Annotated in this window: 22 protein-coding genes; 21 read left to right on the top strand and 1 reads right to left on the bottom strand. The window is 48.6% G+C overall.

The features are described from left to right. Position 1: 1 nt before the first annotated feature. From I6N93_RS13580 to I6N93_RS13500, 17 genes are all read left to right on the top strand, one after another. Entirely contained in the window at positions 2 to 754 is a 753-nt protein-coding gene (locus tag I6N93_RS13580; RefSeq protein WP_085687828.1) for an ABC transporter ATP-binding protein, read from the top strand. Further along, positions 705 to 2,135: a phenylacetate--CoA ligase family protein gene (locus tag I6N93_RS13575; protein WP_197669164.1), complete on the top strand. Its 1,431-nt coding sequence runs from the start codon at positions 705 to 707 to the stop codon at positions 2,133 to 2,135. The genes I6N93_RS13580 and I6N93_RS13575 overlap by 50 nt, the downstream gene beginning before the upstream one ends. Next, positions 2,132 to 3,694, top strand: a complete 1,563-nt coding sequence (locus I6N93_RS13570) for a polysaccharide deacetylase family protein (protein WP_085687830.1) — start codon at positions 2,132 to 2,134, stop codon at positions 3,692 to 3,694. Before I6N93_RS13575 ends, I6N93_RS13570 begins: the two co-directional genes overlap by 4 nt. Then, a complete protein-coding gene (wecB, locus tag I6N93_RS13565) occupies positions 3,691 to 4,818 on the top strand; it encodes a non-hydrolyzing UDP-N-acetylglucosamine 2-epimerase (protein ID WP_085687832.1) in 1,128 nt (375 codons plus the stop codon). The genes I6N93_RS13570 and wecB overlap by 4 nt, the downstream gene beginning before the upstream one ends. After that, complete coding sequence (locus I6N93_RS13560) at positions 4,811 to 6,025, top strand: glycosyltransferase (protein ID WP_085687833.1); 1,215 nt, start codon at positions 4,811 to 4,813, stop codon at positions 6,023 to 6,025. Before wecB ends, I6N93_RS13560 begins: the two co-directional genes overlap by 8 nt. Then, positions 6,022 to 7,206: a glycosyltransferase gene (locus I6N93_RS13555; RefSeq protein WP_085687834.1), complete on the top strand. Its 1,185-nt coding sequence runs from the start codon at positions 6,022 to 6,024 to the stop codon at positions 7,204 to 7,206. The genes I6N93_RS13560 and I6N93_RS13555 overlap by 4 nt, the downstream gene beginning before the upstream one ends. Positions 7,207 to 7,244: 38 nt before the next feature. Continuing rightward, positions 7,245 to 7,850 carry a histidine phosphatase family protein gene (locus I6N93_RS13550; RefSeq protein WP_085687836.1) on the top strand — a complete coding sequence of 202 codons (606 nt, stop codon included), beginning with the start codon at positions 7,245 to 7,247 and terminating at the stop codon, positions 7,848 to 7,850. Further along, positions 7,847 to 8,809, top strand: a complete 963-nt coding sequence (locus tag I6N93_RS13545; protein WP_085687838.1) for a glycosyltransferase family protein — start codon at positions 7,847 to 7,849, stop codon at positions 8,807 to 8,809. Before I6N93_RS13550 ends, I6N93_RS13545 begins: the two co-directional genes overlap by 4 nt. 16 nt (positions 8,810 to 8,825) lie before the next feature. Continuing rightward, positions 8,826 to 9,965: a glycosyltransferase family 4 protein gene (locus I6N93_RS13540; RefSeq protein WP_085687840.1), complete on the top strand. Its 1,140-nt coding sequence runs from the start codon at positions 8,826 to 8,828 to the stop codon at positions 9,963 to 9,965. Next, positions 9,965 to 10,975, top strand: coding sequence for a glycosyltransferase family 4 protein (locus I6N93_RS13535; RefSeq protein ID WP_085687842.1), 1,011 nt, complete (start codon positions 9,965 to 9,967; stop codon positions 10,973 to 10,975). The genes I6N93_RS13540 and I6N93_RS13535 overlap by 1 nt, the downstream gene beginning before the upstream one ends. Position 10,976: 1 nt before the next feature. After that, entirely contained in the window at positions 10,977 to 12,563 is a 1,587-nt protein-coding gene (locus tag I6N93_RS13530; RefSeq protein WP_085687844.1) for a glycosyltransferase, read from the top strand. 49 nt (positions 12,564 to 12,612) lie between these two features. Continuing rightward, the gene (locus I6N93_RS13525; protein ID WP_112103618.1) at positions 12,613 to 13,815 is read left to right on the top strand and encodes a hypothetical protein; all 1,203 of its coding nucleotides are present in this window, start codon (positions 12,613 to 12,615) and stop codon (positions 13,813 to 13,815) included. Beyond that, positions 13,812 to 14,933 carry a glycosyltransferase family 4 protein gene (locus I6N93_RS13520; RefSeq protein WP_197669163.1) on the top strand — a complete coding sequence of 374 codons (1,122 nt, stop codon included), beginning with the start codon at positions 13,812 to 13,814 and terminating at the stop codon, positions 14,931 to 14,933. Before I6N93_RS13525 ends, I6N93_RS13520 begins: the two co-directional genes overlap by 4 nt. Further along, on the top strand, positions 14,930 to 16,054 hold the full coding sequence (locus tag I6N93_RS13515; protein WP_099017435.1) for a glycosyltransferase family 4 protein: 1,125 nt from the start codon (positions 14,930 to 14,932) through the stop codon (positions 16,052 to 16,054). The genes I6N93_RS13520 and I6N93_RS13515 overlap by 4 nt, the downstream gene beginning before the upstream one ends. Beyond that, a complete protein-coding gene (gene gmd, locus I6N93_RS13510; RefSeq protein ID WP_085687848.1) occupies positions 16,047 to 17,084 on the top strand; it encodes a GDP-mannose 4,6-dehydratase in 1,038 nt (345 codons plus the stop codon). The genes I6N93_RS13515 and gmd overlap by 8 nt, the downstream gene beginning before the upstream one ends. A 1-nt stretch (position 17,085) precedes the next feature. Then, complete coding sequence (locus I6N93_RS13505; RefSeq protein ID WP_085687850.1) at positions 17,086 to 17,970, top strand: GDP-mannose 4,6-dehydratase; 885 nt, start codon at positions 17,086 to 17,088, stop codon at positions 17,968 to 17,970. Positions 17,971 to 18,274: 304 nt separating this feature from the next. Then, positions 18,275 to 19,399, top strand: coding sequence for a glycosyltransferase family 4 protein (locus I6N93_RS13500; RefSeq protein ID WP_085687897.1), 1,125 nt, complete (start codon positions 18,275 to 18,277; stop codon positions 19,397 to 19,399). A 108-nt stretch (positions 19,400 to 19,507) separates the two neighbouring features. Here the strand turns inward: I6N93_RS13500 and I6N93_RS13495 are convergent, their stop codons facing one another. Then, positions 19,508 to 21,385 carry a polysaccharide biosynthesis protein gene (locus tag I6N93_RS13495; protein ID WP_085687852.1) on the bottom strand — a complete coding sequence of 626 codons (1,878 nt, stop codon included), beginning with the start codon at positions 21,383 to 21,385 and terminating at the stop codon, positions 19,508 to 19,510. 176 nt (positions 21,386 to 21,561) lie between these two features. Here I6N93_RS13495 and I6N93_RS13490 point away from each other — a divergent pair, with 176 nt between their 5' ends. From I6N93_RS13490 to I6N93_RS13475, 4 genes are all read left to right on the top strand, one after another. Continuing rightward, entirely contained in the window at positions 21,562 to 22,521 is a 960-nt protein-coding gene (locus tag I6N93_RS13490; protein WP_085687854.1) for a UDP-glucose 4-epimerase family protein, read from the top strand. Between the two features lie 24 nt (positions 22,522 to 22,545). Beyond that, on the top strand, positions 22,546 to 23,097 hold the full coding sequence (locus I6N93_RS13485) for a sugar transferase (RefSeq protein WP_176222551.1): 552 nt from the start codon (positions 22,546 to 22,548) through the stop codon (positions 23,095 to 23,097). Between the two features lie 714 nt (positions 23,098 to 23,811). Next, entirely contained in the window at positions 23,812 to 24,738 is a 927-nt protein-coding gene (lpxP, locus tag I6N93_RS13480; protein ID WP_085687856.1) for a kdo(2)-lipid IV(A) palmitoleoyltransferase, read from the top strand. 351 nt (positions 24,739 to 25,089) lie between these two features. Further along, positions 25,090 to 26,457, top strand: a complete 1,368-nt coding sequence (locus I6N93_RS13475) for an NCS2 family permease (protein WP_085687858.1) — start codon at positions 25,090 to 25,092, stop codon at positions 26,455 to 26,457. Positions 26,458 to 26,609 lie beyond the last annotated feature (152 nt).

Below are 26,609 nucleotides of genomic sequence, written 5' to 3'. Positions count from 1 at the left end.
TATGCAAACACATATTCTTGCCGAAAAACTCAGCGTCGAGTTTCCTATATTCGATAACTCGCATCGTTCACTTAAAAATACCGTTATGCACCTCACCACTGGTGGCCGAATTGGTGTCAATGTCGGTCAGCATCCAGTGGTTCGTGCACTCAACGAAATTGATTTTAATATCCAGGAAGGTGAGCGAGTTGGCCTGACTGGCCACAATGGCTCGGGGAAAACCACGCTTTTACGGGTGCTCTCAGGCATTTATGCTCCCGTGCATGGACGGCTATCCATTCAAGGACGTACGGCGTCTTTACTGGATGTTTCTACGGGCATCGATCCTGATGCATCCGGCTTCGAAAATATATATTTAAGAGGCATTACGGATGGGCTAAAACCTGCCCATATTCGCAGTAAGATCGATGAAATCGCTGATTTCACCGGTTTGGGCGATTACCTGAACTTGCCGGTTCGTACTTATTCCAGCGGTATGCAACTGCGCCTCGCATTCGCCATATCAACCAGTGTTGAAGCTGATATTCTGATTATGGACGAGTGGCTGAGCGTGGGCGATGCCGAATTCAGCGCTAAAGCTGCGGAACGTTTAGATACGTTGGTCAGTAAGGCTTCAATCTTGGTTTTAGCCTCGCATTCGCCAGAGCTGATCGCTCGAGTGTGCAATCGTCAAATTCATCTTGAACATGGTGTCATTGTCAGCGATGAAAAAATTAGTTCCGTTTCTGCGGGAGTCAATTTTGAAGCTCTCTGAATGGAAGATATCTTCACAGCATCCAGCGCTGCTTGCCTCTGAGAGACTCTTTTCGCTTCCGCCTTTCAGCGTTGTAAAAGGGATCGTGAGTGCAAATATTGCTTATCCTTACGCAGAAAAGCATGAAAAGCGTCATGTCACGGAGAAAGTCGATGCCTTACGCCGACATTATCGACAGCCTTTTGAGCTGCGTCTGGCTCAGGCTAAAGCGGCATTGGTAGACGTACTGAAATTCGCAGGTAGCGAGGTGCCATACTACCGTGATTTGTTTGCTGCAACGGGTTTTTCGCCTGATGCAGTGGAGAAAGACATTGGTTATCTGCAAGAATTACCTTTGCTGACGAAAGACATTATTCGTGAACAGGGCGAGCGTCTTTTCTCTCGCTCTCTTAGTGATATTCGCCACCATATGTGCAAGACCGGTGGCTCTACCGGATTATCTTGCCATATTGCCTACGATCAGCCGGCAGCGGACTGGTCCGCTGCCGTGACGCTATTTTGCAGAGAATCTGTAGGAAATACGAAACGACGATCTGAACTCCACTTCGCGTGTCGTTTTCCCGATATGGCCGACCCAGGCTGGCCTACGCTTGAAGACTTTAAATGTTTTGCCATGAATCGCAGCAACATTTTCTTTGACCGTTTGGATGATGTCGGGTTGGCTGAAATTTGGCAAACGCTGAAACGTCGCAAGCCATACATGGTTCATGCTCATCCTTCCACGATCTATGCCTTGGCATGCTATATCGAACGTGAATACGGTAGTGCTAAAACCTTTGAAGTCTTTGAGTCAAGCGGGGAGCTGTTGGCTCCCTATATGCGTGAAGCAATTGCGCGTATATTAAAATGTCGAGTGGTTGACCGCTATGGGCTCGCAGAACTCGGAGTTATGGCTTACGAACTCTCAGGGCATGAAAAAGGGTTACAAGTTCTTGATTCAGAAGGATGGCCTGAGAGTGGCGTAAATGATTCCGGGGATCATGAACTGATTTTCACGGGATTCCATAACCGCCTTATGCCGCTTATTCGTTATACCACGGGTGATTTGGCGAAAGTTGAACAGCGTAAAGACGGCTTCTACCTGACAGATGTGACAGGGCGTATTCATGACATCATTCATCTAAATGGTGTGGCCTATCCTACGCATACAATACAAGACATGCTGGATTTTCGCGTCGGCGGAATCCAGGAGTTTCAGATTGATATGCGAGGTGAAAAGCCGCTGATGCGCATCGTGCCAGAACAGAATGCGGATGTAGCGCAAATTGCTGCCAAGATTGAACACTATTGGCCTGATTCAATGACCGTCGCATTCGTTGGTCATGATGATTTTATCCGCGTTGGCCATCGCGCCAAATTCCGACATGTGGTGAGTCTATGATCGGTGTTCTTTATCGTTGGGAAAATCGCACCAGTGGGGAATTGGTGCTGGCTGCGTTACGTCGCTCGGTGACATCTTCCGGTGCCAAGCAGGTCGCGATTTGGGACCTTCCTCAGCACAACTTTTTGCTGGCCATTAGCCCCGATGAAGTACAAGGTCAGGCACTACTTGACTGGTTGGCTCAAGGACCACGAAAACTTCTTTTATTTGGTCAATTGCCTCAGTGCCTGATACAGCATTTTGGTATGACGCCGTATGCCTGGCCTGAACCAACAGCACCTTGGGCTCGCAGCCCATCAGCACCGAGCGGGCACTTCGCGCAAAGCGAAGCATTCATTCATTATTTACCGTCGGGTAAAGATCTGGGTGTGCAAAATTGGGAGCGAGCTCTAGAGCGTTTCGACTTTACCGATGAATGGAATAACCTGGGATTCGGTGCCGTGCGTGCAGAGGGAACACCCTGGAGTTTGACTTCCCCACTGAGAGCTCCTGATGGTGCCGAACTTGCGAATGTTCAACTCAATGACAAGGTATTAGCCAGCTATTGTGCACTCTTTGACGAAGTTGGTAGCAGCGTTCTTTGGGTCAACCGCGAGGTGGGGGTGATCGATTCGTTTGAATGGCGGATGGTCGAGAATTTCATTAGCAGCTGGCGCCACGATGTGTTGCCGTGTTTCCCTGTCATCAGTGAGGTTCCTTACGGTCATGATGCGGCAATTACGATGCGGTTGGATTGCGATGAAGATATTGCGTCTGCCCGGGCGCTCTGGGGGGCTTATTGCGAAGCCCAGGTTCCGCTGTCTTTAGCTATTCACACCAACAATTTACCGGACGATGAACACTCAGCTTTTTTACGTGAGTTTTTGGCTGAGGGGGGGGTATTGCTGTCCCATACGGCAACGCATGCGCCGGATTGGGGTGGCAGCTATGGTGCCGCACATTGGGAAGGCCTGGAATCCCGGAAAAAGATACAACAGGCCTGTGGTGTGAGGGTGGAATATGCAGTATCGCCTTTCCATCAGTCTCCTGACTATGCGTTAGCTGCCCTGTGTGATGTGGGATATCGGGGTTGTATCGGCGGTATCATCAGGAATGACCCTGCATTTCTGATTGCAAGGGGGGGAGAGTTAGCTCACTTGCCTAAGGGATTTGTCGGACACTCTCAACAGAGTATGCTGCATGGCGATTGCATGTTGATCGACGGAGATCCTTTAGCGATCTTTAAACGTGCGTTTGATTGCGCATACGAAACCCGGACGCTTTTTGGTTATCTGGACCATCCTTTCTCTTCTCGGTACCAATATGGCTGGCCTGATGAAGAAGCTCGTATCTCCGCGCACCAAGCTTTTATCTCCTATATTCGTGAGAATACGGAACAACCTCTCTTTTTGGATGAGTGTCGTGCAATGGATTTCTTACGCCATCGTGCCGCCGTGCAGTTATGCCGCGAGGAGCGAGGTATTGTTGCCTATGTTCCTGAAACCGGTGATGACTTGAGATTGGCCGTAGAATTCCGTGGTTCGACAGACGAAATCACTCATGGAGTCGTGCTGGTATGAAAATCCTCATAGCGTTAGGAACTCGGCCCGAGGTGATTAAACTCGCTCCGGTGATACTGGCTTTGCGCCATCGTGCCGAAGTCCGAATCTGCGCGAGCGGTCAGCATCGAGAAATGCTGGTTCAAGCTTTGGATGCATTTTCTCTGGTACCCGATATTCAACTCGATACCATGAGTCCAGGACGTTCGCTGAATATCCTCGCTTCCCGCCAACTTTGCGCTTTTGATGAGGTTTTCGAGCAAGAGAAACCTGATTGGGTGGTGGTTCAAGGCGATACCACGACCGCCTTTTGCGCGGGACTGGCCGCTTTTCATCGTGGGATCCGCATTGCTCATGTTGAGGCCGGATTGCGCACGGGCGATCTGACAAGCCCATTCCCTGAAGAGGCGAATCGTAGTCTGCTTGCTCGCATTGCTACGCTGCATTGTGCGCCCACCTCTGCGGCTGCCGATGCGTTATCAGTGGAAAACATTGATAAAAATAGCATTATAGTGACAGGGAATACGGTCGTAGATGCTATCTATCAGGCCCAGGCTTCCTGGAAAGAAGGAAAACCAGAGCAGCTTACCGACGATCTTGAACGTTGGATCTCTGCGGCACCTTTCGTATTGCTGACTTGCCACCGGCGAGAGAATTTCGGTGAGGTAATGGAGAATATCTGCCATATGATCGCGCGATTGTGTGAACGTTATTCCGAGCTGCAGTGGATATTTCCCGTCCATCTCAATCCTGCTGTTAGCGGTCCGGTACGGCGGATTTTGGGGCATATTCCTAATCTGTTGTTAACCGATCCTGTTGATTACCACACAAGTCTCTACCTTATCGCCAACGCCCGGCTTGTCATTTCTGACTCTGGTGGAATTCAGGAAGAAGCGCCAACGTTTGGCACCCCAGTTGTCGTTATGCGTGAATTCACCGAGCGTATGGAAGGTGTTGACGCAGGCTTCGCTACACTGGCGGGACAAGATCCTGAACGAATTGAGCAAGCGGTTAACGATTGGCTCTCTCATCCTGAAAAAGTAGAAAAAATAAAGACGTTGTCGACGCCTTATGGTGACGGGAAAGCGGCTCATCGAATCGCGAATGCATTGATGGATCAGCCCGTGGAGGCGTTTTGTGGTTGATAGCTTAGAGCTAGATAGGTCGGAGATTCCTGAATCATGTATTTTATTTGCGACAGCAGATTGGGATGAACCTTACTGGACGAACAAGCAGCACTGTGCCAAAGCGCTTGCTGAGCTGGGTGTCGAGGTACTTTATATTGAAAGCGTAGGATTGCGTGCACCTCGACCTGCGAGCCACCGTGACTGGCAACGTCTGAGAGAGCGTTTACTCAAAGGATTACGTTCTCTTTTTGTCGGAGCGCCTCGTCGTGCACCACATATACGAGTGCTTTCGCCGTTATTGATTCCTGCCGGGTATCGATATGGAGTCACAAGATGGTTGAATCGTTGGCTGTTAAAGGCTGCTATCTGGCGTAACCTCCCTAGGCAAATAAAGTCTCCACCTTTAGTCTGGACTTATCACCCCTTCATGTTGGATCTGTTTGCTTCCCTAAAGGGGAGCGCATTGTTATACCACTGCGTTGACGATCTCGCGGCTGTGCCAGGCGTTGACGCTAGGGCATTCCGTTGCGCAGAAGAGCAATTGCTCCATCAGGCTAAGGCTGTTTTTGCGACCGCGCCAGCGCTAGCGGAACGCTGTCGGCAGCTTAATGACAATACCTACTTTATGTCGAATGTGGTTGATGCAGTCCATTTTGGTAACGGGTTAAAGCAAGGAAAAATCCCTGACGATTTAGCCTGCATTCAGGAGCCTAGGCTGGGCTACCACGGTGTTCTTTCCGATTTCAAAATTGATTTCCAGTTACTACTGAGTGTTGCTCGAATGCGCCCTGACTGGCATTGGGTTTTTATCGGTGCAGAACGTGAAGGCCAAAAAAGTGCGCTGGTAGCAGAACTGCAAACGTTACCAAATGTGCATTTTCTTGGGTATCGTCGTTATGAGGTCCTCCCCGATTATCTCCGTGGAATTCAAGTTGGCCTGTTGCCCTCTCTTATCAATGAATACACGGATTCGATGTTTCCCATGAAGTACTTCGAATATCTTGCGGCAGGAATTCCAGTAGTCTCGACGCCGCTATCTTTCTCCAGGACGATCAGTGAGGGAATGCTCACTGCGGATACTGCTGAAGGCTTTGTTAACGCAATCGAACAGCAGTTAACTCGTGGGCGATTTGACCAAAAAGAAGTCGATGTGCTGGTTGGTGATAATACATGGTCTGGAAGATTATCTAAAATGCTGAAAGCATTAAATGGTATGCCTAAATGATAGAAAGTGGGATTAATTTCTTTGGCCCCTACGAAGCAAGAGATAGTATCGGTCGCGTTGCCGGCTTGAACATAGAATGCCTGAAAGCATCAGGAATTCCTTGTCAGGTTCACCTGCTATCAAGACCTGGGCCTAAAGAAATTGTTGATTACGCGAATATTGATGACGACTTGATCGCTTCACTGAAATATCGGGTCAACATTTTTCATTTCAATGCCCGACGTGTGCCTCTTTATTTTTCACGGCTTGGGGAGGATTCGTTAAAAGGGTTTTACAACATCGGTTTTTGGGTTCATGAAATGCCCACAATACCCAGTCAGTGGGCGAGGCAACTGGAGTTTTTTGATGAAATCTGGACGCCATCTTCATTGTGCCAGTCGGCGATCTCGCTTTCTGCCAATATTCCCGTTGTAAAAATGCCATACCCCATTGAAAGCAACCCTATCAATCAAAGAATGCAAGAAAGAGCGATAGGAAAGTCGTTTGACGTCTTCAATTTTTTGGCTGTATTTGATGTGTTTAGCGATGCTGAACGCAAGAACCCATTATTTGTTGTGCGCGCATTTCTTGATGCCCATGCGGGGAATCCTTCGGTCCGATTAATCATGAAAACTCGGAATTTGGATCAGGATAAAATGCTGGCCGAAAAGCTGCTTAAGATAGCTAACGAACATACAAACTTTATCGTGCTTGATGGATATTTAGAGCCTGAAGAACTGGCAGCTCTTTATGAACAGGCTGACGCCTATGTCTCGTTGCATAGAGCGGAAGGATTTGGTCTGACCATATCTGATGCTATGAGTCGGGGAATCCCGATTTTGACTACCGGATACTCAGGCAATATGGATTTTTGTAATGCAGCAGATTCGAGACTTGTCGCTTACGAATTAAGACCCGTAGGCCATAATCGACCACGTTATCGTTATGATGACGTTTGGGCTGAACCAGATTTGGACGATGCCACCGAGGCTTTTGACGATTTGGTACAGAATCACGGCGTGTGGGTAAAGCGCGCCGCGCGAGCCAGGCTACGTTTAGAGAGAGAGTTTTCCGTAGAGTCTATTGGTCGTCTCATGCAAAGCCGGATCGATCTGATAGGAAGAAACTTTTCATTCCCTGATGATATGAATGAGAGGCACATAGACTTCGAAGTCGGTGTTTGTAATACCTACGGATTTTGACGCGTAACCTTATTGATATACTACCTTCGGATTGAGATATGGAACTTTATTTGCTGAGGCATGGTAAAAGTCTTGCCAACGAACGGCAGTTGGTTTGCGGTTCATCAGATTATCCGTTATCGCAAGAGGGAAGCGAGCAAGCTCAGAAAGTCTGTGAGACGCTGAAAAATATCCCTTTCACCCACATCTACTCTTCACCACTCTCAAGAGCTGTCAACACGATTGCTGGATTGGCATGTACGGACAAGATCAGACTTGAAGATGAACTGAAAGAATTAAATACCGGGGATGTGAGTCACATTACGTTGAGCGAACTTTGGGAGCGTGATGCCCGTTTTCGTCAGCCTTGGTTATCTCCTGATTTACGTTATCCTGGCGGCGAGACCTTCCGGGAAATGATCGCTCGGATCACTGGGTGGTATAGAAATAACGAAACTCGTTGGTCGGATGATGATCGCGTCTTGATCGCAGGCCATGAAGGTACGCTGCGCTCTATCTATCTTTATCTGATGTCTCTCGATATTTCTCTTTATCCAGATTTCCCAATTAGCAATTGTGATTATCTCTATTTCAAAATCAGTAGCCGAAATGTCATGGAATACAAGCATATAAAGCTGGCAGCCATTGAAGGGGAGGTCACTTGAATCGTATCCTGCTGACTACATTTCCCAGCGCGTTTATGTACGACGGTGGGGGCGAACGAGAGATTCATTTGCTAAACGAAGCAATAAATCGCGCAGGCATGATTTGCGATATCTATGGCCCCACCTCTCGCTCCATTAATGCTTATCAGTCGGTTATTCATTTTTCTATGGCTGGGGGATCTGAGCATGTCATTGAGTCAGCCAAAGATCATGGCCTGAGGTTGATCCTTTGGCCTAACTTGTGGTTTGTGGAGCCGCCTTCATCCTGCACCTTGACGCGTTTAACGGCACTACTAAGCCATTTCAATGCCGTCGTATTCCGCTCTCAGACGGAAGAAAACCATTTCCGTCAGTATCTGGATATAGAGGGAAAAGATGTTATCCACGTCTCACCCCTGATTTCACCCAAGTTTTTTCGTAAGAATGTGACGGATGTTTTTCGGGAATCATATGGTTTGACGTCATATGCAATATGGCCCGGTATTATTGAGCCCCAAAAAAACCAGTTGGCCGCCGTGCGTGCTTTCAAAGATTTAAATCTAGACTTGATCATTTCCGGTGGTGTAAGAGATCAGGCCTATGCGGATGAGTGTAAACGTCAGGCTGGACCCAATGTTCGGTTTATTCCAGCCATGCCTTTTGGCTCTGAACAGCATCTTTCCGCATTGGCGCATAGCCAAATGGTGATTGAGCTTCCGCTCGACTTTCCTGGGGCCTCGGCTATAGAAGCTGCCGCTATGGGCTGTTCGCTGCTACTTTCTCGTTCAGAATGGACGAACGAAATGTTGGGCCCTGATTGCATGCAGGTTGATCCTACCGATGAGAAAGAAATTCGCCATCAGATCTGTCAATTCGCACATCAAAGCGACGTCCAAGTCCTTCAACGTTCGCCACGCGTAGAGTTCGAGAATATGTTTAATGCTGTTTTGCCTCTGACTGAATATCTTCGGTTAATTTGATTAGGTGTATAGATAAATGAAGGTTGTTTTTGACTGTACAGCATTGAACAACTGGGTGGGAAAGCCCACTGGAATTCAGCGTGTTATCAATGAACTGGGCGTTTCTTTGGTTGATGTGATGCCGAATGCGGTCACTGTCATTTTTGACGCTGTTGGTGATTGTTATGCTTACTGTGCTGATACCAGAACGTCGGGAGAGCGAGTCTTCCTTGAAAATGGAGACATGATTTTCGCTTCAGGGCATGATTGGGATTATCCCGAGCACTTTGAGCATATTTGCAACTATGTTGCTCGCGGCATTAAATTCGGACTACTTATATACGATATTATTCCAATCAAATTCCCTTTTACTTATACACAGGAATTTGTTGCACGCTTTGAAAGTTGGCTGAAACGTGCCATACAGCTAGCTGATGTATGCTTTACCATTTCGCTTAGTACTCGAAAAGATGTATTGGATTATGCGGAACGTTTAGGTTTGGTAATTAATAATATCAATATATTACGTATTGGAGACAATATTCCTGCTGATGTAGATAATGTTTCCGAAAGAGTCAAAAGTAAAATCGTAGAGGATTATATTCTTTCAGTTGGTACCATCGAATTTAGAAAAAATCATATTACATTGCTCAATGCCTATCGCTACATGATCCAGAATCTCGGTATTGATGTGCCGAAGCTGTATATCGCTGGGAGGCAGGGTTTGTATGATGCTTATGTTCGCATACAGGTCGAAGGCGATCCTGTATTGAATGGCAAGGTAGAGATTCTATCCGATTTGAGTGATTCAGATATTGGGGCTTTGTACGCTTCAGCGCTTTTTACTGTATACCCTTCTATCTATGAAGGCTGGGGACTACCGGTTGCAGAGAGTCTCTGTTATGGCATCCCGTGCATTACTTCTCAAAGTTCTAGCATGCTAGAGATTGCACCTGATTTAACCCCATTCGCTGACCCTCTAATGACTAATGAATGGGTGGAAAAAATGAGCGAGTGGATAAATTTCCCCGATCGTCTGGCTTCCGTCAGAGAGCAGATTAAAAGCCAATATCGTATGGTTAGTTGGCATGATACCGCCTGTTATCTGCGCGGGCATTTGGATGGGACAGGGGATCAAGTTAAGGATAGTGAAACAGGCCAGGAGAACAGCTTCTAATGAGTATGAGTGAGCAGACGAAATACGATGTAATTTTTGGCGTTTATCCATGGGCTTTCGACTGCCCGGGTGGCGGAGAGCGTCAATTAATGGCATGGAAATCTCACTTGGAAGTGCTTGGCCATAACGTCAGGCTGTACGATCCATGGCAGCCAACGTCAGACGAGCCGAAGATATTTCACTTTTTTTCTGTGATGCCTGGCTCATATCAGCTATGTGACTACCTGAAAAAAAAGGGAAAACATCTCGTTATTACACCAAATTTATGGGTGACGCCTGAAACCAAGTGGAATTATCCGCATGATGATATTCAGAGATTATTGGCTATTGCCGATAGGATCGTTGTGAATTCCTTGCTTGAAGCCAAAGCACTTAGTGAAGTTTACGAGGTGGATCTTTCTCGTTTCAGTGTGGTGTATAACGGAGTTGAAAAAAGCTTTTTCGAGTCTGCATCTCCTGAGTTATTTCGTGAGTGGGGAGGATTGGCGAATAAACGATACCTGCTAAACGTCGCCAATATTGAATCCCGTAAAAATCAGCTACGTTTTCTTGATGCATTGCAAGATTATCCGGATTTGAGTCTGGTTGTTGTGGGCAATGCGCGTGACTCAGCTTATTTAGAAGAATGTCGTCACGTTGGCAAAGAGCAATTTATTTACGCAGGCCCTGTCGAATATGGTTCTGAGTTATTACGCTCAGCATTGGCGGGAGCTGAGGCGTTTGTGATGCCCAGTACGTTAGAAACGCCAAGTATCGCAGCTCTTGAAGCGGCGGCTTCGGGATGCCGAATTATGGTCACAGAAGTCGGTTCCACGACGGAATATTTTGGAAAAGATGCTGTCTATATTGACCCAGACTCCAGAGAGTCCATGAGTAAGGGGATCGGGCAGGTCTTGCAGATGCCGTCAGAATGTCTCCGTGAGCACATTCAGCAGCGCTTTACCTGGACCAATGTGATTAGAGATCTTGAGCAAGTCTATAGCCAACTATTGCACGAGAGCGGGAATTAATATGATTGAGCGAGATCCTAGGCTTTATATCGATTGTACTTCGACATTTCGCAGTGGATTGAATACCGGAGTACAACGAGTTGTTCGCTCATTAATTGCTCAGACGGACACTTTTTCTGATATTACCCAGTTGGAGTGTATTCCAGTCAGTTATCAATTTAATGGGTTTTATACACTAGATGATGCGAAAGATATCACTCTAGATAATCTTAACGACTTTACTCCTCTCGATTTTCTTTTTCGTGATGTCTACTTATGTCCGGACGCATTTTGGAGTGCGGGCATGACATCGTGGTATAACTATTTCCGCGATCAAGGCGTGAGTATTGCCACGGTTATTTATGACCTGATTCCTATCATGCATCCTGAGTTTTGTGATCCTAAAGCTGCACAAGAATTTGAATCAGCTCTGGTTGACGTGATTAAAAAATCAGATCTCCTCTTTACTATTTCCGAATCCACCCGTCAGGATCTGCTGACTTACTGCGCTTCAATTGGCGAAACGTTAGACGACGATCGGTGCCCAGTGATTCCCTTAGCTCCAGCGCTTCAGTCGGAAAAACAGTTGATAGATACGCGACGTATACCAACAGAACCATTTTTCCTGATGGTGGGGACGGTTGAACCTCGCCGGGGGTACGTCGAGGCCGTAGCTGAATATCAGGCATATTTGACGGCGGGTGGACAGGCATCTTTGCTTATCATAGGCAAAGAAGGGGGAGCTGCTGGTGCTATTAGCGAGAGTCTTCGCTGTGCTGGAACAAAAGTTAAGTGGCTAAGCGATGCTAGCGATGCTGAGTTGATGGCGGCATATCAACAAGCTATGGCTGTAGTCTGTCCTTCACATAGTGAGGGTTATGGCATGTCTGTTTCGGAAGGTATTGCCTATAATGGACTTGTTTTAGCGAATCGCTTGCCAGTTTTTGGTGAGTTTGCGGGAGCCTGGCCTTACTATTTCGACATCAACCGTAAAGGTGATTTGGCTCGTTTGCTGGAAGATACTCCCAATTTAACACGTCTGGTAAAAGCGCCTGGAATGGGGAGCTGGCGGGACACCGCGCGTGCAATAGCACTAAATTTGGTCGACATTTCCCAAGCTCATGGTCGCCACCAGGCTGTTGAGTTGTTGCGTAATTCAGAAGAAGCCGTTCGATGGGCCTATTGGCTTCTGTTCGGACGGGTCTGTAGCCCAGCAGAAGTCGCTGGTTGGCTAAAATTTGAAACCGTCCAAGCGATGTTCGATGGTTTACAGTATGAAAGCCGATCATCCAATGCTTTGCTTAGCAATAATTCTGTACGCTGGTTGCAACAAGCTATTAATGGACGGCAAGCCATCGGTGATGAAGAAGTCGCCTACTGGTGTAGGCAGTGCGAATCTGTAGGAGACATGCGGTGTAAACTTCTGTCTGAGCATTGCCGTCTTGATGCGCCAGCTTCAGAGTTGTTTGTCCGATGGGGTCTGTCAGCAATCTTAAAGCTGGAAAAACCTGAACATTCAGACATTGAAGGGTGGCTTGAACAGGGCGGAACAAACGAAGATTTTCTTAAAAAAATAATTGAAATTCAAAAGAATAGTGAAAATAGTTAATATTTTTTGATGTTACTGTTAATACCTGGCTTCCTAAAGGATGATTTAAGTGAAAATATTGCAGATGGCAACTTATGACGTAGAGCAACCAGATCATGGAGGCAAATTACGTAGTCATCACATTCGGCGTAGCCTACGCTCCAGATTTTCAGTTGAGACGTTGTCGTTTGAGTGGGGTGATACACAAGATATTTCATCTCTTTCTGTAAAATTGGATCAGCGTCGTTGGACTGAATTTGGTATCAGTGGAATGCTTTCTGATTGGGGGATTTGCGTTTTCCTCGAAAAGGAAAAGTCATGCTATGACCGTGTATGTAAACACGTCCGTGATTTTAACCCCGATATGATTCTGTTGGAACAGCCTTTTTTATGGCCTCTTGTAGAGCGTTTCTTTAGGGATGGGACTCTAGGTCAGCATGTAAAGGTTATTTATAGTTCTCACAACATTGAAGTTGTGATGAAACGTCAAATCTACCGTGATCTTTATTCACCAGAAGTTGCTGCTGAATACACTACCTATGTCGACGATCTGGAGCGAGGAGTCATCAAAGCTTGTGCTGGTGCTATCGCAGTTTCCGAATTGGATGCTGACTATATTTCTGAAGTCAGTCCGGGGACTCCGGTCCAGATCTATTTCAATGGACATTCTCGCCCTGTATCGGGCTCTGAAGATAAAAAATGGCAGTCTCGCTTTGCTAATCGGGATGCTAACTGGGTATTTGTTGGTAGCTGGCATCCGCCTAATATTAATGGGTTGCGCGATCTTGTTATGGCGTTGTCGCAAAATAAAGCGGACAAAAATTTCGCCTTGTGGGTACTTGGCAGTGCGGGTAATGGTTTAGCCGCAACCATGCCAGACTTTGACCCGAAAGATTACCCATGGTTACACATTGTCGGCTTGGTCAGCGCCGAAGATATCGACTCTGCGATTTTATGTTCAAGTGGAATCGTATTGCCTGTCTGGGAGGGGGGGGGGTCAAACCTTAAAACGGCTCAAGCCCTTTTATCTGCTAAATGTATTCTAGGGGCGGAATTTTCATTTAGAGCTTTTGAGCATGTCGCCGAAGAGCCGGGAGTCTTCTTAGTTAAAGATGCTGAAAGCCTTGCTAGGCTGGTGAGCGAAACTCGGCCCGATGATCATTATGCACGTAGTGACGCTGTAGGTGCTTTAGAGTGGAAACACGTACTGCACAGCCTGCCTGAATTCATCTCTCAATTACAAGACACAAGCAAGGAAAAGTGCTGTTCATGAAAGTGATTTTTGATTGTACCTCTCTCGCAAACTGGACTGGACACCCAACAGGAATTCAGCGCGTAGTCTCAGAGATTGGCGGCGAATTGCAGAAACTTTTGACGAACGTACGTCTCGGATTATTTGCATCTGATGGGACATGTTCCGAATACAATCTAAAGCTGCGCTCCGCTAGTGGAAATATACCTATTGAGGCTGGTGATGTCGTTGTTACTGCCGGTTCTAACTGGGATTTCAGCGAACATCACAACATGTTGCTTGGTTTGCGTGAGCAAGGCGTTCAATTAGGGGTACTTTTTTATGACGTTATCCCTTCCGTGTTGCCTTTTTCCTATGGTCCCGGTTTCTCTGATATATACAAGAATTGGCTGATTGAAGCGGTAGCTAATTGTGATGTGGCTTTTGCTATATCTGAGAACACAAAACGCGATTTGAATGAGTTTGCAGCAGAACATGGCTTGATGCTTCCACCGGTGCAAGTGGTGCGCCTTGGCGATGATGTGCCTTCGGCAGGTGGGGCACCCACAGAAGAAATCATCCAAAAAACTAGCGAGCCTTATCTGCTGACAGTGGGATCCCTCGAATATCGTAAAAATCACATCATGCTTCTCAACGCATGGCGTTACATGATTGAAGAACAGGGGTATTTACCGCCTAAGTTATACATCGTTGGCCGCAAAGGGTGGTTAGATCAGGATATTGAATATCAGATTGAGAATGATGTCCGTCTTAAAGGGCGTATAGAAGTACTTAAAGGATTACAGGATGCAGACCTATGTCTCTTATATGAAAAGACATTGTTCACACTCTATCCTTCTTTTTATGAAGGGTGGGGCTTGCCTGTGGCAGAGAGCCTGTGCTTCGGCAAACCTTGCGTCGCTTCACGCTCCTCATCCATGTTGGAGATAGCGCCAGGTTTAGTTAGGCACGCCCATCCATTGCTTCTCAATGAATGGGTTGAGCAGATTCATCAGTTAGTTGATAATCCCGCGGAACTGCAGAACGAGTGCGAACGCGTGAAGAACACGTATAAGCGCTCAAGTTGGAAGGATACTGCGCTTCAGGTCAAACAAGGATTACTTGCCAGCTATCCTGAACTTGTGGAGAACGACGCGTGAGTTTTTATTACGATTATTCGACAATGGTCGGATGGCAAGGTACCCCAACGGGAATTCCTAGAACGGTCTATTATCTTGCGCAGGAACTTTCAGCATTAGTTAGCGACTTCAAACTCGTTGCAATTGATAACTCTCTCGGTGCTTTTCATCATGTGGAACTTACAGATGATGGTGCTGTAGTGAAAGAAAAAGTCGATTTTTCTGCTGAAGATGTATTGTTTTCCGCAGGAGCTAACTGGGCTTTTGCTTGTTATATTAATGAGATAAAACGCATCAAAATCGTTGGCGTGCGATATATCCAGCTGTTTTATGACATTATTCCTGAGTTGTTTCCGTACTTCTATCAAGATGGCGTGGGGTTCGGGGATTACATTGGACGTTGGGTTGATGATTCTGTTGCATTATGCGATCAGTCTTTCGCTATTTCAGAATGTACGAAAAAAGATATTGTCCTGAGAAGCCGTAATCTTGGGATAGATATGCAGAATATGGAAGTCATCAGATTAGGCGACGATTTTAAGACGAATACCCGCTCTGAGTGCGGTGTTGGTCGCTACGATAAGGGTGAACGCTTCATTTTGTGTGTAGGCACTCTGGAGATTCGTAAAAACCAGGTTGCACTTTTGCATGCCTACCGTCTACTTCATCAGCGCCATCCTGAGCAGATTCTACCTCGGCTTGTTTTGGTAGGCAGGAAAGGATGGAATGATGGGGATATTTCCTTCCAAGTCGAGAATGATCGCGTTCTGAACAAATTAGTGGATGTTATAACTGATGCCAGTGACGACGAACTGAGCTGGTTATATTCAAACTGTTTGTTTACTTTGTTCCCAGCTTTGTATGAAGGATGGGGGTTGCCCGTAGCTGAAAGTCTCTGGTATGGGAAGCCATGTATAAGTTCTAATACTTCCAGCATGGTTGAAATTGCTCCTGAATTGACTGTGTTTGCTTCGCCCTACTCGGTGGAGTCATGGGTTGAGCAAATTGAACGCCTTCTCTTTGAGCCTGGCATGCTTGAAATGCAGACAGAGAGAGTTATACGCGAGTACATGCCTACGAAATGGCATGATACTGCCGCTACGATTAAAGATGTGATTTTGAAGAGTATACAAAGTGAATAATATCGCCGTTGTTACAGGAATTACTGGTCAGGATGGGGCTTATTTGGCTGAGCTCCTGCTGGAAAAAGGGTATACAGTTTATGGTACGTATCGTCGTACCAGCTCTGTCAATTTCTGGCGTATTGAAGAGTTAGGTATACAGAATCATGCAAACCTGCATCTCGTTGAGCATGATTTGACGGATCTGTCTTCCAGCATACGTCTGCTTCAGACAAGTAAAGCGACGGAAGTTTATAACCTGGCAGCCCAAAGTTTTGTCGGTGTGTCTTTCGAACAGCCTGTCACGACGGCTGAAATTACCGGTATCGGTGCGCTTAATCTGTTGGAAGCTATTCGCATTGTGAATCCTGATATTCGCTTTTACCAGGCATCGACTTCTGAAATGTTTGGTAAAGTGCAGGAAATTCCTCAATCTGAGTCGACGCCGTTTTATCCCCGTAGCCCGTATGGCGTCGCTAAACTGTACGCTCACTGGATGACGATCAACTATCGTGAGAGCTACAATATTTTCGCCTGTAGCGGAATTCTCTTTAACCATGAGTCGCCGCTCCGTGGTCGTGAATTCGTTACCCGTAAAATTACTGATGCTGTCGCCAAAATCAAATTAGGCAAGCTGGATGTGCTTGAGCTGGGCAATCTGGATGCAAAACGTGACTGGGGATTTGCTAAAGAGTACGTAGAAGGTATGTGGCGTATGCTGCAGGCTGATGAGCCGGATACCTATGTATTGGCAACAAATCGCACTGAAACCGTTCGTGATTTCGTTCGTATGTCTTTTAAGGCTGCGGGCTTCAACATCGAGTTTAATGGTCAGGGTGAAGAAGAAGTCGCCGTAGACGTGGCAACGGGTAAAACGTTAGTACGGGTCAGTCCCAAATACTATCGTCCGGCAGAAGTTGAACTGCTGATAGGTACTCCTGAGAAAGCGAAAGCAAAATTGGGCTGGGCGCCGAACACCAGTTTGGAACAGCTGTGTCAGATGATGGTTGATGCTGATATGCGCCGCAACGAAGCCGGGTTCTCATTCTAATATGACTCAACGTGCGCTGATCACCGGCCTTAACGGGTTTACCGGGCATTACATGGCTCAGGAACTGGTTAACGCCGGGTATGAAGTTCATGGTCTGGAGTTGCCTGCAGCAACTGCCGGCACGCAGCAATCGGTTGATTTGTGTGATTTGGAAGCGGTAAAGCAAGCCGTTCGCACAATTCGACCTAATGTTGTCGTACACCTGGCTGCCATCGCCTTTGTTGCTCACGGCAACGCGGAAAATTTCTACCGTGTAAATTTGATCGGTACACGCAACCTATTAGAGGCGTTGTCTGATGTATCGGATGGCCTTGATTGTGTGCTGCTTGCAAGCAGCGCCAATATCTATGGGAATCGTACTGAAGGAATTCTTACGGAAGAAAGCCTGCCTGAACCGGCAAATGACTATGCGGTAAGTAAGCTGGCCATGGAGAATATGGCGCAGTTGTGGATGGATAAACTGCCGATTGTGATTGCTCGGCCGTTCAACTACACAGGCGTAGGACAAAGTGAGAATTTTTTGATCCCGAAAATTATCTCTCACTTTCGTCGAAAGGCCTCTCGTATCGAGCTGGGCAATTTGGATGTATGGCGTGATTTCAATGATGTGCGTGCTATTTGTAAGGCCTATGCCGGTCTTTTGAACAAGCGTCCGATTGGCGAAGTCTTCAATGTTTGCTCCGGTGTGGGAACCTCATTGCGAGAAGTCATTTCGACAATGGAGTCATTGGCTGGCTATCGTATTGAATTAAGTGTCAATCCTGCGTTCGTGCGTCCCAATGAAGTGAAAGTGCTGACTGGAAGTGCTCAGCGCCTTTCTTCTCTCCTCCCATCCTGGCAGCCGACTCCTCTTGAGGAAACGCTCCTTTGGATGTATTCAGCTTAACGACATGTCCATGACATAGTCTCACCCTCGAATGTGGTGGGGCTATGATTTTTACTCTTCTACTACCGACACCCGGCTCTACATTCATTAAGCTATCACTAGATGTTTCATCGCACTTCTTGATGACAACGTGATGTTATCTAAATATGCAGAAACAATATTCGATCAATTTGACGTGCAGATAGGCGCAATAATCTTTTTACTACTATTTTATTTTCGGAAAATAAACCTATTTTCTTGATGATGTATGCCCTAACAGGAACAGAAGGTTTTGTTCCAAATTCATAAAAGTCACAGGTTACCGATGCGCATTCTTCATTTTTTTAAGACCTATTACCCTGCTGCTTATGGCGGCGTACAACAAGTGATTTATCAGTTGGCCGAAGGTGCTAGTCGCTATGGCGCAGAGGTCGATGTCCTATCATTAACCGATGAAAAAACATCCAAAAATGAGGTGCTTTCTCATCATCGCGTGCATACCTCAAAACAAGATCTTTATATTGCTTCTACGGGGTTCTCTGTTTCCGCATTTCGTGATTTCCGACGTCTGGCTGATCAAGCCGATATCGTTCATTACCACTTTCCGTGGCCTTATATGGATTTGGTGCATTTTTTAGTGCGGCCGGATAAGCCTGCGATAGTCACTTATCATTCAGACATCGTTAAACAGAAATACCTGGCGCGTCTCTATCAGCCCTTGATGAACCGTTTCCTGAAAGACATGAATGCGATAGTAGCTTCCTCCCCTAATTATGTTCAAACCAGCCCCGTATTAAGCTCGCTGGACAGGACAACGGAGGTTATTCCATTTGGCCTGGATCGCGCATCCTACCCACCAGCAACTCAGTCGACGTTAAATAAATGGCGAGGGTTACTGGAGGGCCGTTTTTTTCTGTTCGTTGGCTTTTTGAGGTATTACAAAGGAATATCCTATCTGCTAGATGCAATGGTTGACTTAGACTATCCGCTGGTCATCATCGGAGAAGGGCCATGTGAGCAGGAGCTTAAAGAACAGACCACCCGTCTTGGGTTAAATAATGTACATTTTCTAGGGGCCATTTCAGACGAAGACAAATGTGCATTACTTGAGCTCTGTTACGCCGTCGTGTTTCCGTCGCATCTCCGCTCAGAGGCTTTCGGTATGACGCTTCTTGAAGCGGCTATGTACAGTAAAGCTATGATTTCTTGTGAAATTGGTACTGGGACCACTTATATCAACCTTCATGAAGAGACTGGTATCGTTGTCAAACCGGCAGACCCTGTTTCTTTGCATGCTGCGTTGGAACGGCTTTGGACAAATCCCAACGTCGTCGCCCAGATGGGCATTAACGCGAAAACAAGATTTGATAAGCTCTTTACGGCGGATCGCATGGTCGACAGCTATATGGCGCTTTACCAACGCATTATCTCAGAGCATTACACGCGCTGAATCTCAAGCAAGTGTACAGACCAGACTGGCAATAATAAGGAACAGGCCGAAGCGATCACTCTGTCATGGATGACATTGCGATAGGTGGCATCGGCCCATAAGAATTAGCTAATTCGGTTTCAACGTTTTTGGCTTGTATCCCGTTGGAGCCTGCATAATGATTTTCTGAATGCGGGCGACATCAAAATCATGGCACCCTTCATCCAACTCCTTGAGCAGTTTCGCCATCTCCCGCCAACTTAATCTTTCTTCTAGTGCCGTCATGATTTTAGGGTGGCAAGTGCCTTCTACATTCTCGCTAATCAAAAGTTCTTCGTAGAGTTTCTCTCCGGGACGCAGCCCTGTGAATTTGATGGCAATATCGCCTTCCTCTCCAGAGCCTTCGATATACTCTTTCATCCCCATCAAATGAATCATTCGACGCGCCAGGTCGAGAATTTTCACGGGTTCTCCCATATCCAGCACGAAGACCTGGCCGTTATTGCCCATAGCGCCAGCCTGAATCACCAGCTGCGCGGCTTCGGGGATCAGCATGAAGTAGCGGATAATATCAGGATGAGTCACAGTGACCGGACCGCCCTGGCGAATTTGTTTTTTGAATAAAGGGACGACTGAGCCGGATGAACCCAATACGTTGCCAAAACGCACCATAGTAAATATGGTTTGACTATTCCTGTCAGCCAGGGCCTGTAAAACCAGTTCTGCCAAGCGCTTACTGGCACCCATGATATTCGTGGGACGTACGGCCTTGTCGGTAGAAATGAGAGTAAAGCTGCTAACGCATGCCTCGATAGCAGCCTCGGCACAGGTAAACGTACCGAAAACATTGTTGCTAATGCCTTCGATGATATTGTCTTCCACTAATGGAACATGCTTGTAAGCTGCAGCATGGTAGATGGTGTCGACTTGGTTGGCGCGTATAACGTTAAAAACTCTACTGTAATTTTGTACGGATCCCAGCATGGCGATAATATGAGTTTCCAGCTGTAACCGTTGTTTAATGCTCTGCAATTCCTGATCGATGCTATAGAGGTTGTATTCGTTGAGTTCAAACAATACGAGCGTGCGGGGTTTAAGCGCGATAATTTGGCGACAGAGTTCAGATCCGATGGACCCCCCCGCGCCGCTGACCATGACGGATTTACCAAAAACATTTTTCGCCAGCAGCATTTGGTCTGGATCAACCGGCGCACGGCCCAGCAGATCCGCGACCTCCAGATCTCTGACCTCGGTCGCATGAGCGCGGCCTGCAACGATGTCCTCCATGGAAGGAACGGACTGGACTTCAATAGGCCAGTGAGACAGCTTTTCCAACAATCTTAAACGCTGGCCTTTCTTGATATTGTTGATGGCTAGCAGTAGTTTGACGGGCTGATAGAGCTTTTGAAGAGAATCAAATTCAGCGCTGCGATGAACGCGAATACCACAAATAATCTGCCCGGCTTTGCTGCTGTCGTCATCCAGTATTACTACCGGGTGAAACTCGTCCCCCTGAGATAGGGCATAAGCCAAATCTCTGCCAGTCGCCCCCGCGCCGTAAATGAAGACGTTGGGTTTCTGCCGTTTAAAGTAGTGGTAGTAGAAGCTACGAATAAAGACCCGAGGACCGCCCAATGTCAGGATGGCCAAACCCGCATAGATAAAGGGTACGCTGCGTGGCACAAATGACTGGAAGAAAAAACTGCTCAGGGCGAGCGTCAAGGTCGATAAAATTACCGCGAAGAACACATTGCCCAAGGCTGGCAGCATCATGTAGCGCAGTACGGCGCGATACATCCCACAGCGAATAAATACCGCAATGGTGATCACCAGTGTCACTATCAGGCTGGCTATCTCAGATAAGCCAACGTGAAAGGTGTAGGTGCCCAGGCGAAAGGCGACTGCCAGATAGAGCGAAAAGATAATCGCAGCAACATCATACAGAACAGTGACGATTCGTTTGTGTTTTCTTGGCGCGTTAAGCAAAGCATGAATGGGGTTAAACATCTAAAGCCTGGATGTCAGATGATGGAAATGGGTTTTGTTGTTACTATTCACGATCATTGTAGACACCCCATTTTTTATTAGCTAGCGGGAAGTATAGCCACTCAGAACGCGAGGTTGATATGTATACAATAATGACCGCTATCATACGAGTGTCGGCCTTGGAAAGGTAATACATTTTGAAACTATTAGTGACGGGTAGTAGTGGGTTTATTGGGCACCGTGTTGTTGAACTGGCTCATGCTCAGGGAATGGAATGCTTATCCCATCGTAGCCAGAAGTCGGGCGCTTTGGTTCAGGAAGGCGTCATCTACCAAGATCTGTCGGCCGACGCGGACTGGCGTGAGGTCCTGAGCGGCGTGGAAACCGTCATTCACTGCGCGGCTCGTGTACATCAGATGCAGGACACACAGCGCGATTCGCTGTCGCTCTACCGCGAAACCAATGTGGCGGGGACATTAACGCTGGCGCGTCAGGCGGCGGAGTCCGGGGTAAAGCGCTTCGTTTTCCTCAGTTCTATCAAGGTCAACGGAGAAGCGAGTCTGCCTCATCATCCTTTCACGCCTCATGTCGCACAGCCCCCGCAAGATCCCTACGGTCTGAGTAAATATGAAGCTGAGCTGGGCCTGTGGCAGATTGCCCGTGAGACCGGGCTCGAAGTGACGGTGATTCGCCCGCCGCTGGTTTATGGTCCTGGGGTCAAAGCGAATTTCCGTACGATGATGCATTGGATCCGCAAAGGTTTACCCCTGCCGCTCGCGGCCGTGAAGAACAAACGCAGCCTGGTTTTTGTCGATAATTTGGCGGACCTGATCTTGCTGTGCGCTCATCATCCGCAGGCGGCGGGTGAAACGTTTCTGGTCTCGGATGAGTATGATGTTTCTACCGCCGAGCTGCTTGCCGATATGGCGAAGGCTTTGGGCGTCGCCAGCCGCGTTTGGCCACTGCCTCCGCGTTGTTTACTGTGGGCGGCGAAGGCGTTGGGCAAAGCGCCAGCCGCGGAAAGATTATTGGGATCGTTGCAGGTTGATATTGCTCACACACGCGACCGTCTGGGATGGCGGCCCATTGTGACTTATCCTCAGGCGCTTTCACTGACCGCCAGTGCTTATCAGGCTGAGCGCGACGCTACGGATTAACCGATAAACTAAGGTTTGATGCACATGATGTTTCGTTTTTTTGATCTCACGCTCGCGTTAGCTGGACTTTGTTGTTTATGGCCCGTGATGGGCGTTATTTACCTCATCGGGCTGTTTGATACCGGGTCGCCGGTGTTCGTGCAGCAGCGGGTAGGGCGGCACCAACGGCCGTTCAATCTGATTAAGTTTCGCACGATGGCGGTCGCGACCGAGTCAGTTGCGACCCATTTGGCTAACCGTCATGCCGTGACCCGGCTGGGCGCTTTTTTACGTAAAACCAAGCTGGACGAGCTGCCGCAGCTGATTAATGTGGCGCGCGGCGAGATGAGTCTGGTCGGGCCTCGCCCGTGCTTGTTTAACCAGCGGGAACTGATCGAGGAACGACAGGCCCGTGGCGTATTCAACGTTCTGCCCGGCATCACCGGATTGGCGCAGATTAATGCCATTGACATGTCTACGCCTCAAAAGTTGGCAGAATGGGATCAGCGTATGATTCAGACCATGACGGTCAAACGCTATTTTCGTTATCTGCTCCTCACCGTGGTGGGTAAAGGCGCAGGCGATCGCGTGCGCTGATACCGCAACTCCGCGACCTGTCGGCAGTCACGGAGGCGATTTTCTTTGGGCAGTCTTCCTGGCTGCCCAAGCCTGACTTCACGTCTTCCAACGCCATTTTGTCCATCTGGGGCCTCATTAAGCTTCCCGCATCCCGCTGCGCGGCATTAGCGGCGTCCTGCGTGGTTTATCCCTGAGACGGCACAAGCAGTATGAAAATAAAGAAAGTAGAACCCTAAGCGTGCGGTATTGTCGAACCGGACAAAAGGGGAGGATGCTGGAATACGTCGGGTCATTTTGTCTAGACTCAATGTGTTATCGGAGTGGAAATGGATGGCAGAGCACAAGGCATTGGCCTCAGGTTTCGCCAGGGTTGCGGATTATTCTGATAGGAATGGGCGCCGTCATGTCAGGTCAGCATGTTACACTGGCTGCGGCAGCGATCGGGCATGTCAGACCTACACGGCGCATTCTCCTTCTAACAGTCGATATCCCTATCTTTTCAGGCTGTGTTATCGCGTTAAGTTGTGCGTCGGCGCGGACTATTTTCAGGTAAAATAGTTTTACCATTAATTGTTGGCCTGCCTGGGTTCGAGTGTTTCCTCTGCCATTACCATTCTGCTTGAGCCGGTTTTTTCGGTCGGCGCGGTAAGGAATTAACGGTTTTTTGTCATTTCTGGCATGGTTCGGCTGAGAACTGCTGTCATTCCAGTGTGGCGTTACGAGATGATAGCAATGAGCACCACCAAAAAATTCACCAAAGATTTACTCCATCCCCGTTATTGGCTCGTCTGGTTTGGTCTGGCCCTTTTATATCTCCTGGTACAGTTGCCGTATCCGCTGCTGATGTACACCGGTCGCAGCATGGGCAACGCCGCGCGTTTCTTCCTGAAACGCCGGGTCAGCATCGCCCGCCGCAATCTCGAACTGTGCTTCCCCACGATGTCGCCGCAAAAGCGCGAAGCGATCGTCAAAGAAAACTTCGCTTCACTGGGCATGGCGCTCATGGAAACCGGTATGGCCTGGTTTTGGTCAGATCGGCGCGTGCGCGCCTGGTGCGAAGTTATCGGGCTGGATAATTTGCAGCAGGCGGGGAGCGAACAGCGTGGCGTCATGGTGATTGGCGTGCATTTCATGTCGCTGGAACTGGGCGGCAGGGCGATGGGATTATGCCGACCGATGATGGCCATGTACCGGCCTCACAACAATAAAGTGATGGAGCTGGTGCAAACCTGGGGGCGTTCCCGCTCCAATAAAGCCATGATCGATCGCAAAGATTTACGCGGCATGGTGCAGGCGTTGAAACGTGGTGAAGCGGTCTGGTTCGCGCCGGATCAGGACTACGGTCCGCGCGGCAGCGTATTTGCGCCGTTCTTCGCCGTCCCGCAGGCGGCGACGACCAGTGGAACATTTACGATCAGCAAGTTGGCCAATCAGCCAGCGATGGTGACCACCATCCTGATTCGCAAACCGAAGTGCAAGGGATACCAGCTGGTGATCCAACCCGAGCTAAAGGATTATCCACAAAACGACGAAACTCAGGCCGCGAGCTATATGAACCGGGTGATCGAGCAGGAGATCATGCGCGCGCCTGAACAGTATCTCTGGCTGCATCGCCGCTTCAAGACGCGACCGGTGGGAGAAACCTCGCTCTACCTCTAATTGCCTCCTCAATGCGAAGACGGGCAACCGCTTATGGCGGCTGCCCGTCTTTGATCATGTAAGAATGTCGGTGCGATAAATAAATAGTTTTTGAAATTCTTATCCTAAAAACGGGATAATCGCAGGCTTACTTTACGACAGCAGACGTTGCCCCGCCGTTGTCGGGGCTTAAGGGGATGTTTCTGTCGCTGGTGATGGCCCATGTTGTTTGTCTTAGGCAAGGGATAAACGGCATGACGTTAGCTAAATTCTGGCTCAGTCTCTGCGGTTTTCCACGCTGGCCGGTTCGAATGACCGTGTCGTCTGGATGAACAGAGGCTTAATAATAATGACTTAGCAAGGGATACCACCATGTCCAATTCTACTCGTCAGGCTGATGAGGTTGCCCGTCCGCGCGGCGCACTCGATGCTTTCTTTAAAATCGCTCAGCGAGGCAGCAGCGTACGTCAGGAAATACTGGCGGGTCTCACCACGTTTCTGGCGATGGTTTACTCGGTTATCGTTGTCCCCGGCATGCTGGGAAAAGCCGGTTTCCCACCAGCCGCGGTGTTTGTTTCTACCTGCCTGGTCGCAGGGGTAGGGTCTCTGCTGATGGGCCTGTGGGCGAACCTGCCGATGGCGATTGGTTGCGCTATTTCTCTGACCGCATTTACTGCGTTCAGCCTGGTGCTGGGACAGAATATCAGCGTGCCCGTCGCGCTGGGCGCCATCTTCATGATGGGCGTACTGTTTACGATTATCTCCGCGACCGGCATCCGCTCCTGGATCTTGCGTAACCTGCCGCAGGGCGTGGCGCACGGCGCGGGTATCGGTATCGGCCTGTTCCTGTTGATCATCGCAGCCAACGGCATCGGTCTGGTCGTGAAAAATCCGGGGGCGGGTCTGCCGGTTGCGATGGGCCAGTTCACGTCGTTTCCGGTGGCGATGTCGCTGCTGGGGCTGGCGGCGACGATCGGTCTGGAGAAACGGCGTGTCCCCGGCGGCATTTTAATTGTGATTATCGCCATCTCTGCACTCGGCCTGATTTTTGATCCGAACGTGACCTACCACGGTTTGTTCGCGCTGCCGAGCCTGAGTGATGCCTCCGGTCAGTCCTTGTTCTTCAATCTGGATATCAAGGGCGCGTTACAGCCTATCGTGCTGCCGAGTGTATTGGCGCTGGTCATGACGGCGGTCTTCGACGCGACCGGTACGATCCGCGCAGTAGCGGGGCAGGCGAACCTGCTGGATAAAGACGGCCAGATTATCAGCGGCGGTCGTGCGCTGACGGCCGACTCCGTGAGCAGCATTTTCTCCAGTCTGATGGGCACTTCGCCGGCGGCAGTTTACATCGAATCCGCGGCCGGTACGGCAGCGGGTGGCCGTACGGGGCTGACGGCAACGGTGGTTGGCGTACTGTTCCTGCTGATGCTATTCCTGTCTCCGCTCTCTTATCTGGTGCCGAACTACGCCACCGCGCCTGCGCTGATGTACGTCGGCCTGCTGATGCTGAGCAACGTATCCAAACTGGACTTTAACGATTTCGTTGACGCGATGGCCGGTCTGGTCTGCGCCGTCTTCATCGTCCTGACGTGCAACATCGTGACCGGCATCATGCTGGGCTTCGGCTCGCTGGTACTGGGCCGTGTTTTCTCCGGCGAATGGCGCAAGCTGAACGTCGGCACGGTGATCATCGCCATTGCGCTGGTGGTGTTCTACGCTGGCGGTTGGGCGCTGTAACACCGTCTTAGACGCCGTAATAGCAAGAGGGGAACGTTAGCGTTCCCCTTTTTTATAGATTCATTTCCGTTTTTTCTTTTTCGTTGCCTTTTCATCGCATTCCATCTGTTATTATTTTCTTAGGTCGATGACGACATCGCTCGAACGACGCT

Source organism: Lonsdalea populi, from assembly GCF_015999465.1.
Classification (GTDB): domain Bacteria; phylum Pseudomonadota; class Gammaproteobacteria; order Enterobacterales; family Enterobacteriaceae; genus Lonsdalea; species Lonsdalea populi.
This window is presented reverse-complemented; position numbering and strand designations above follow the sequence as displayed.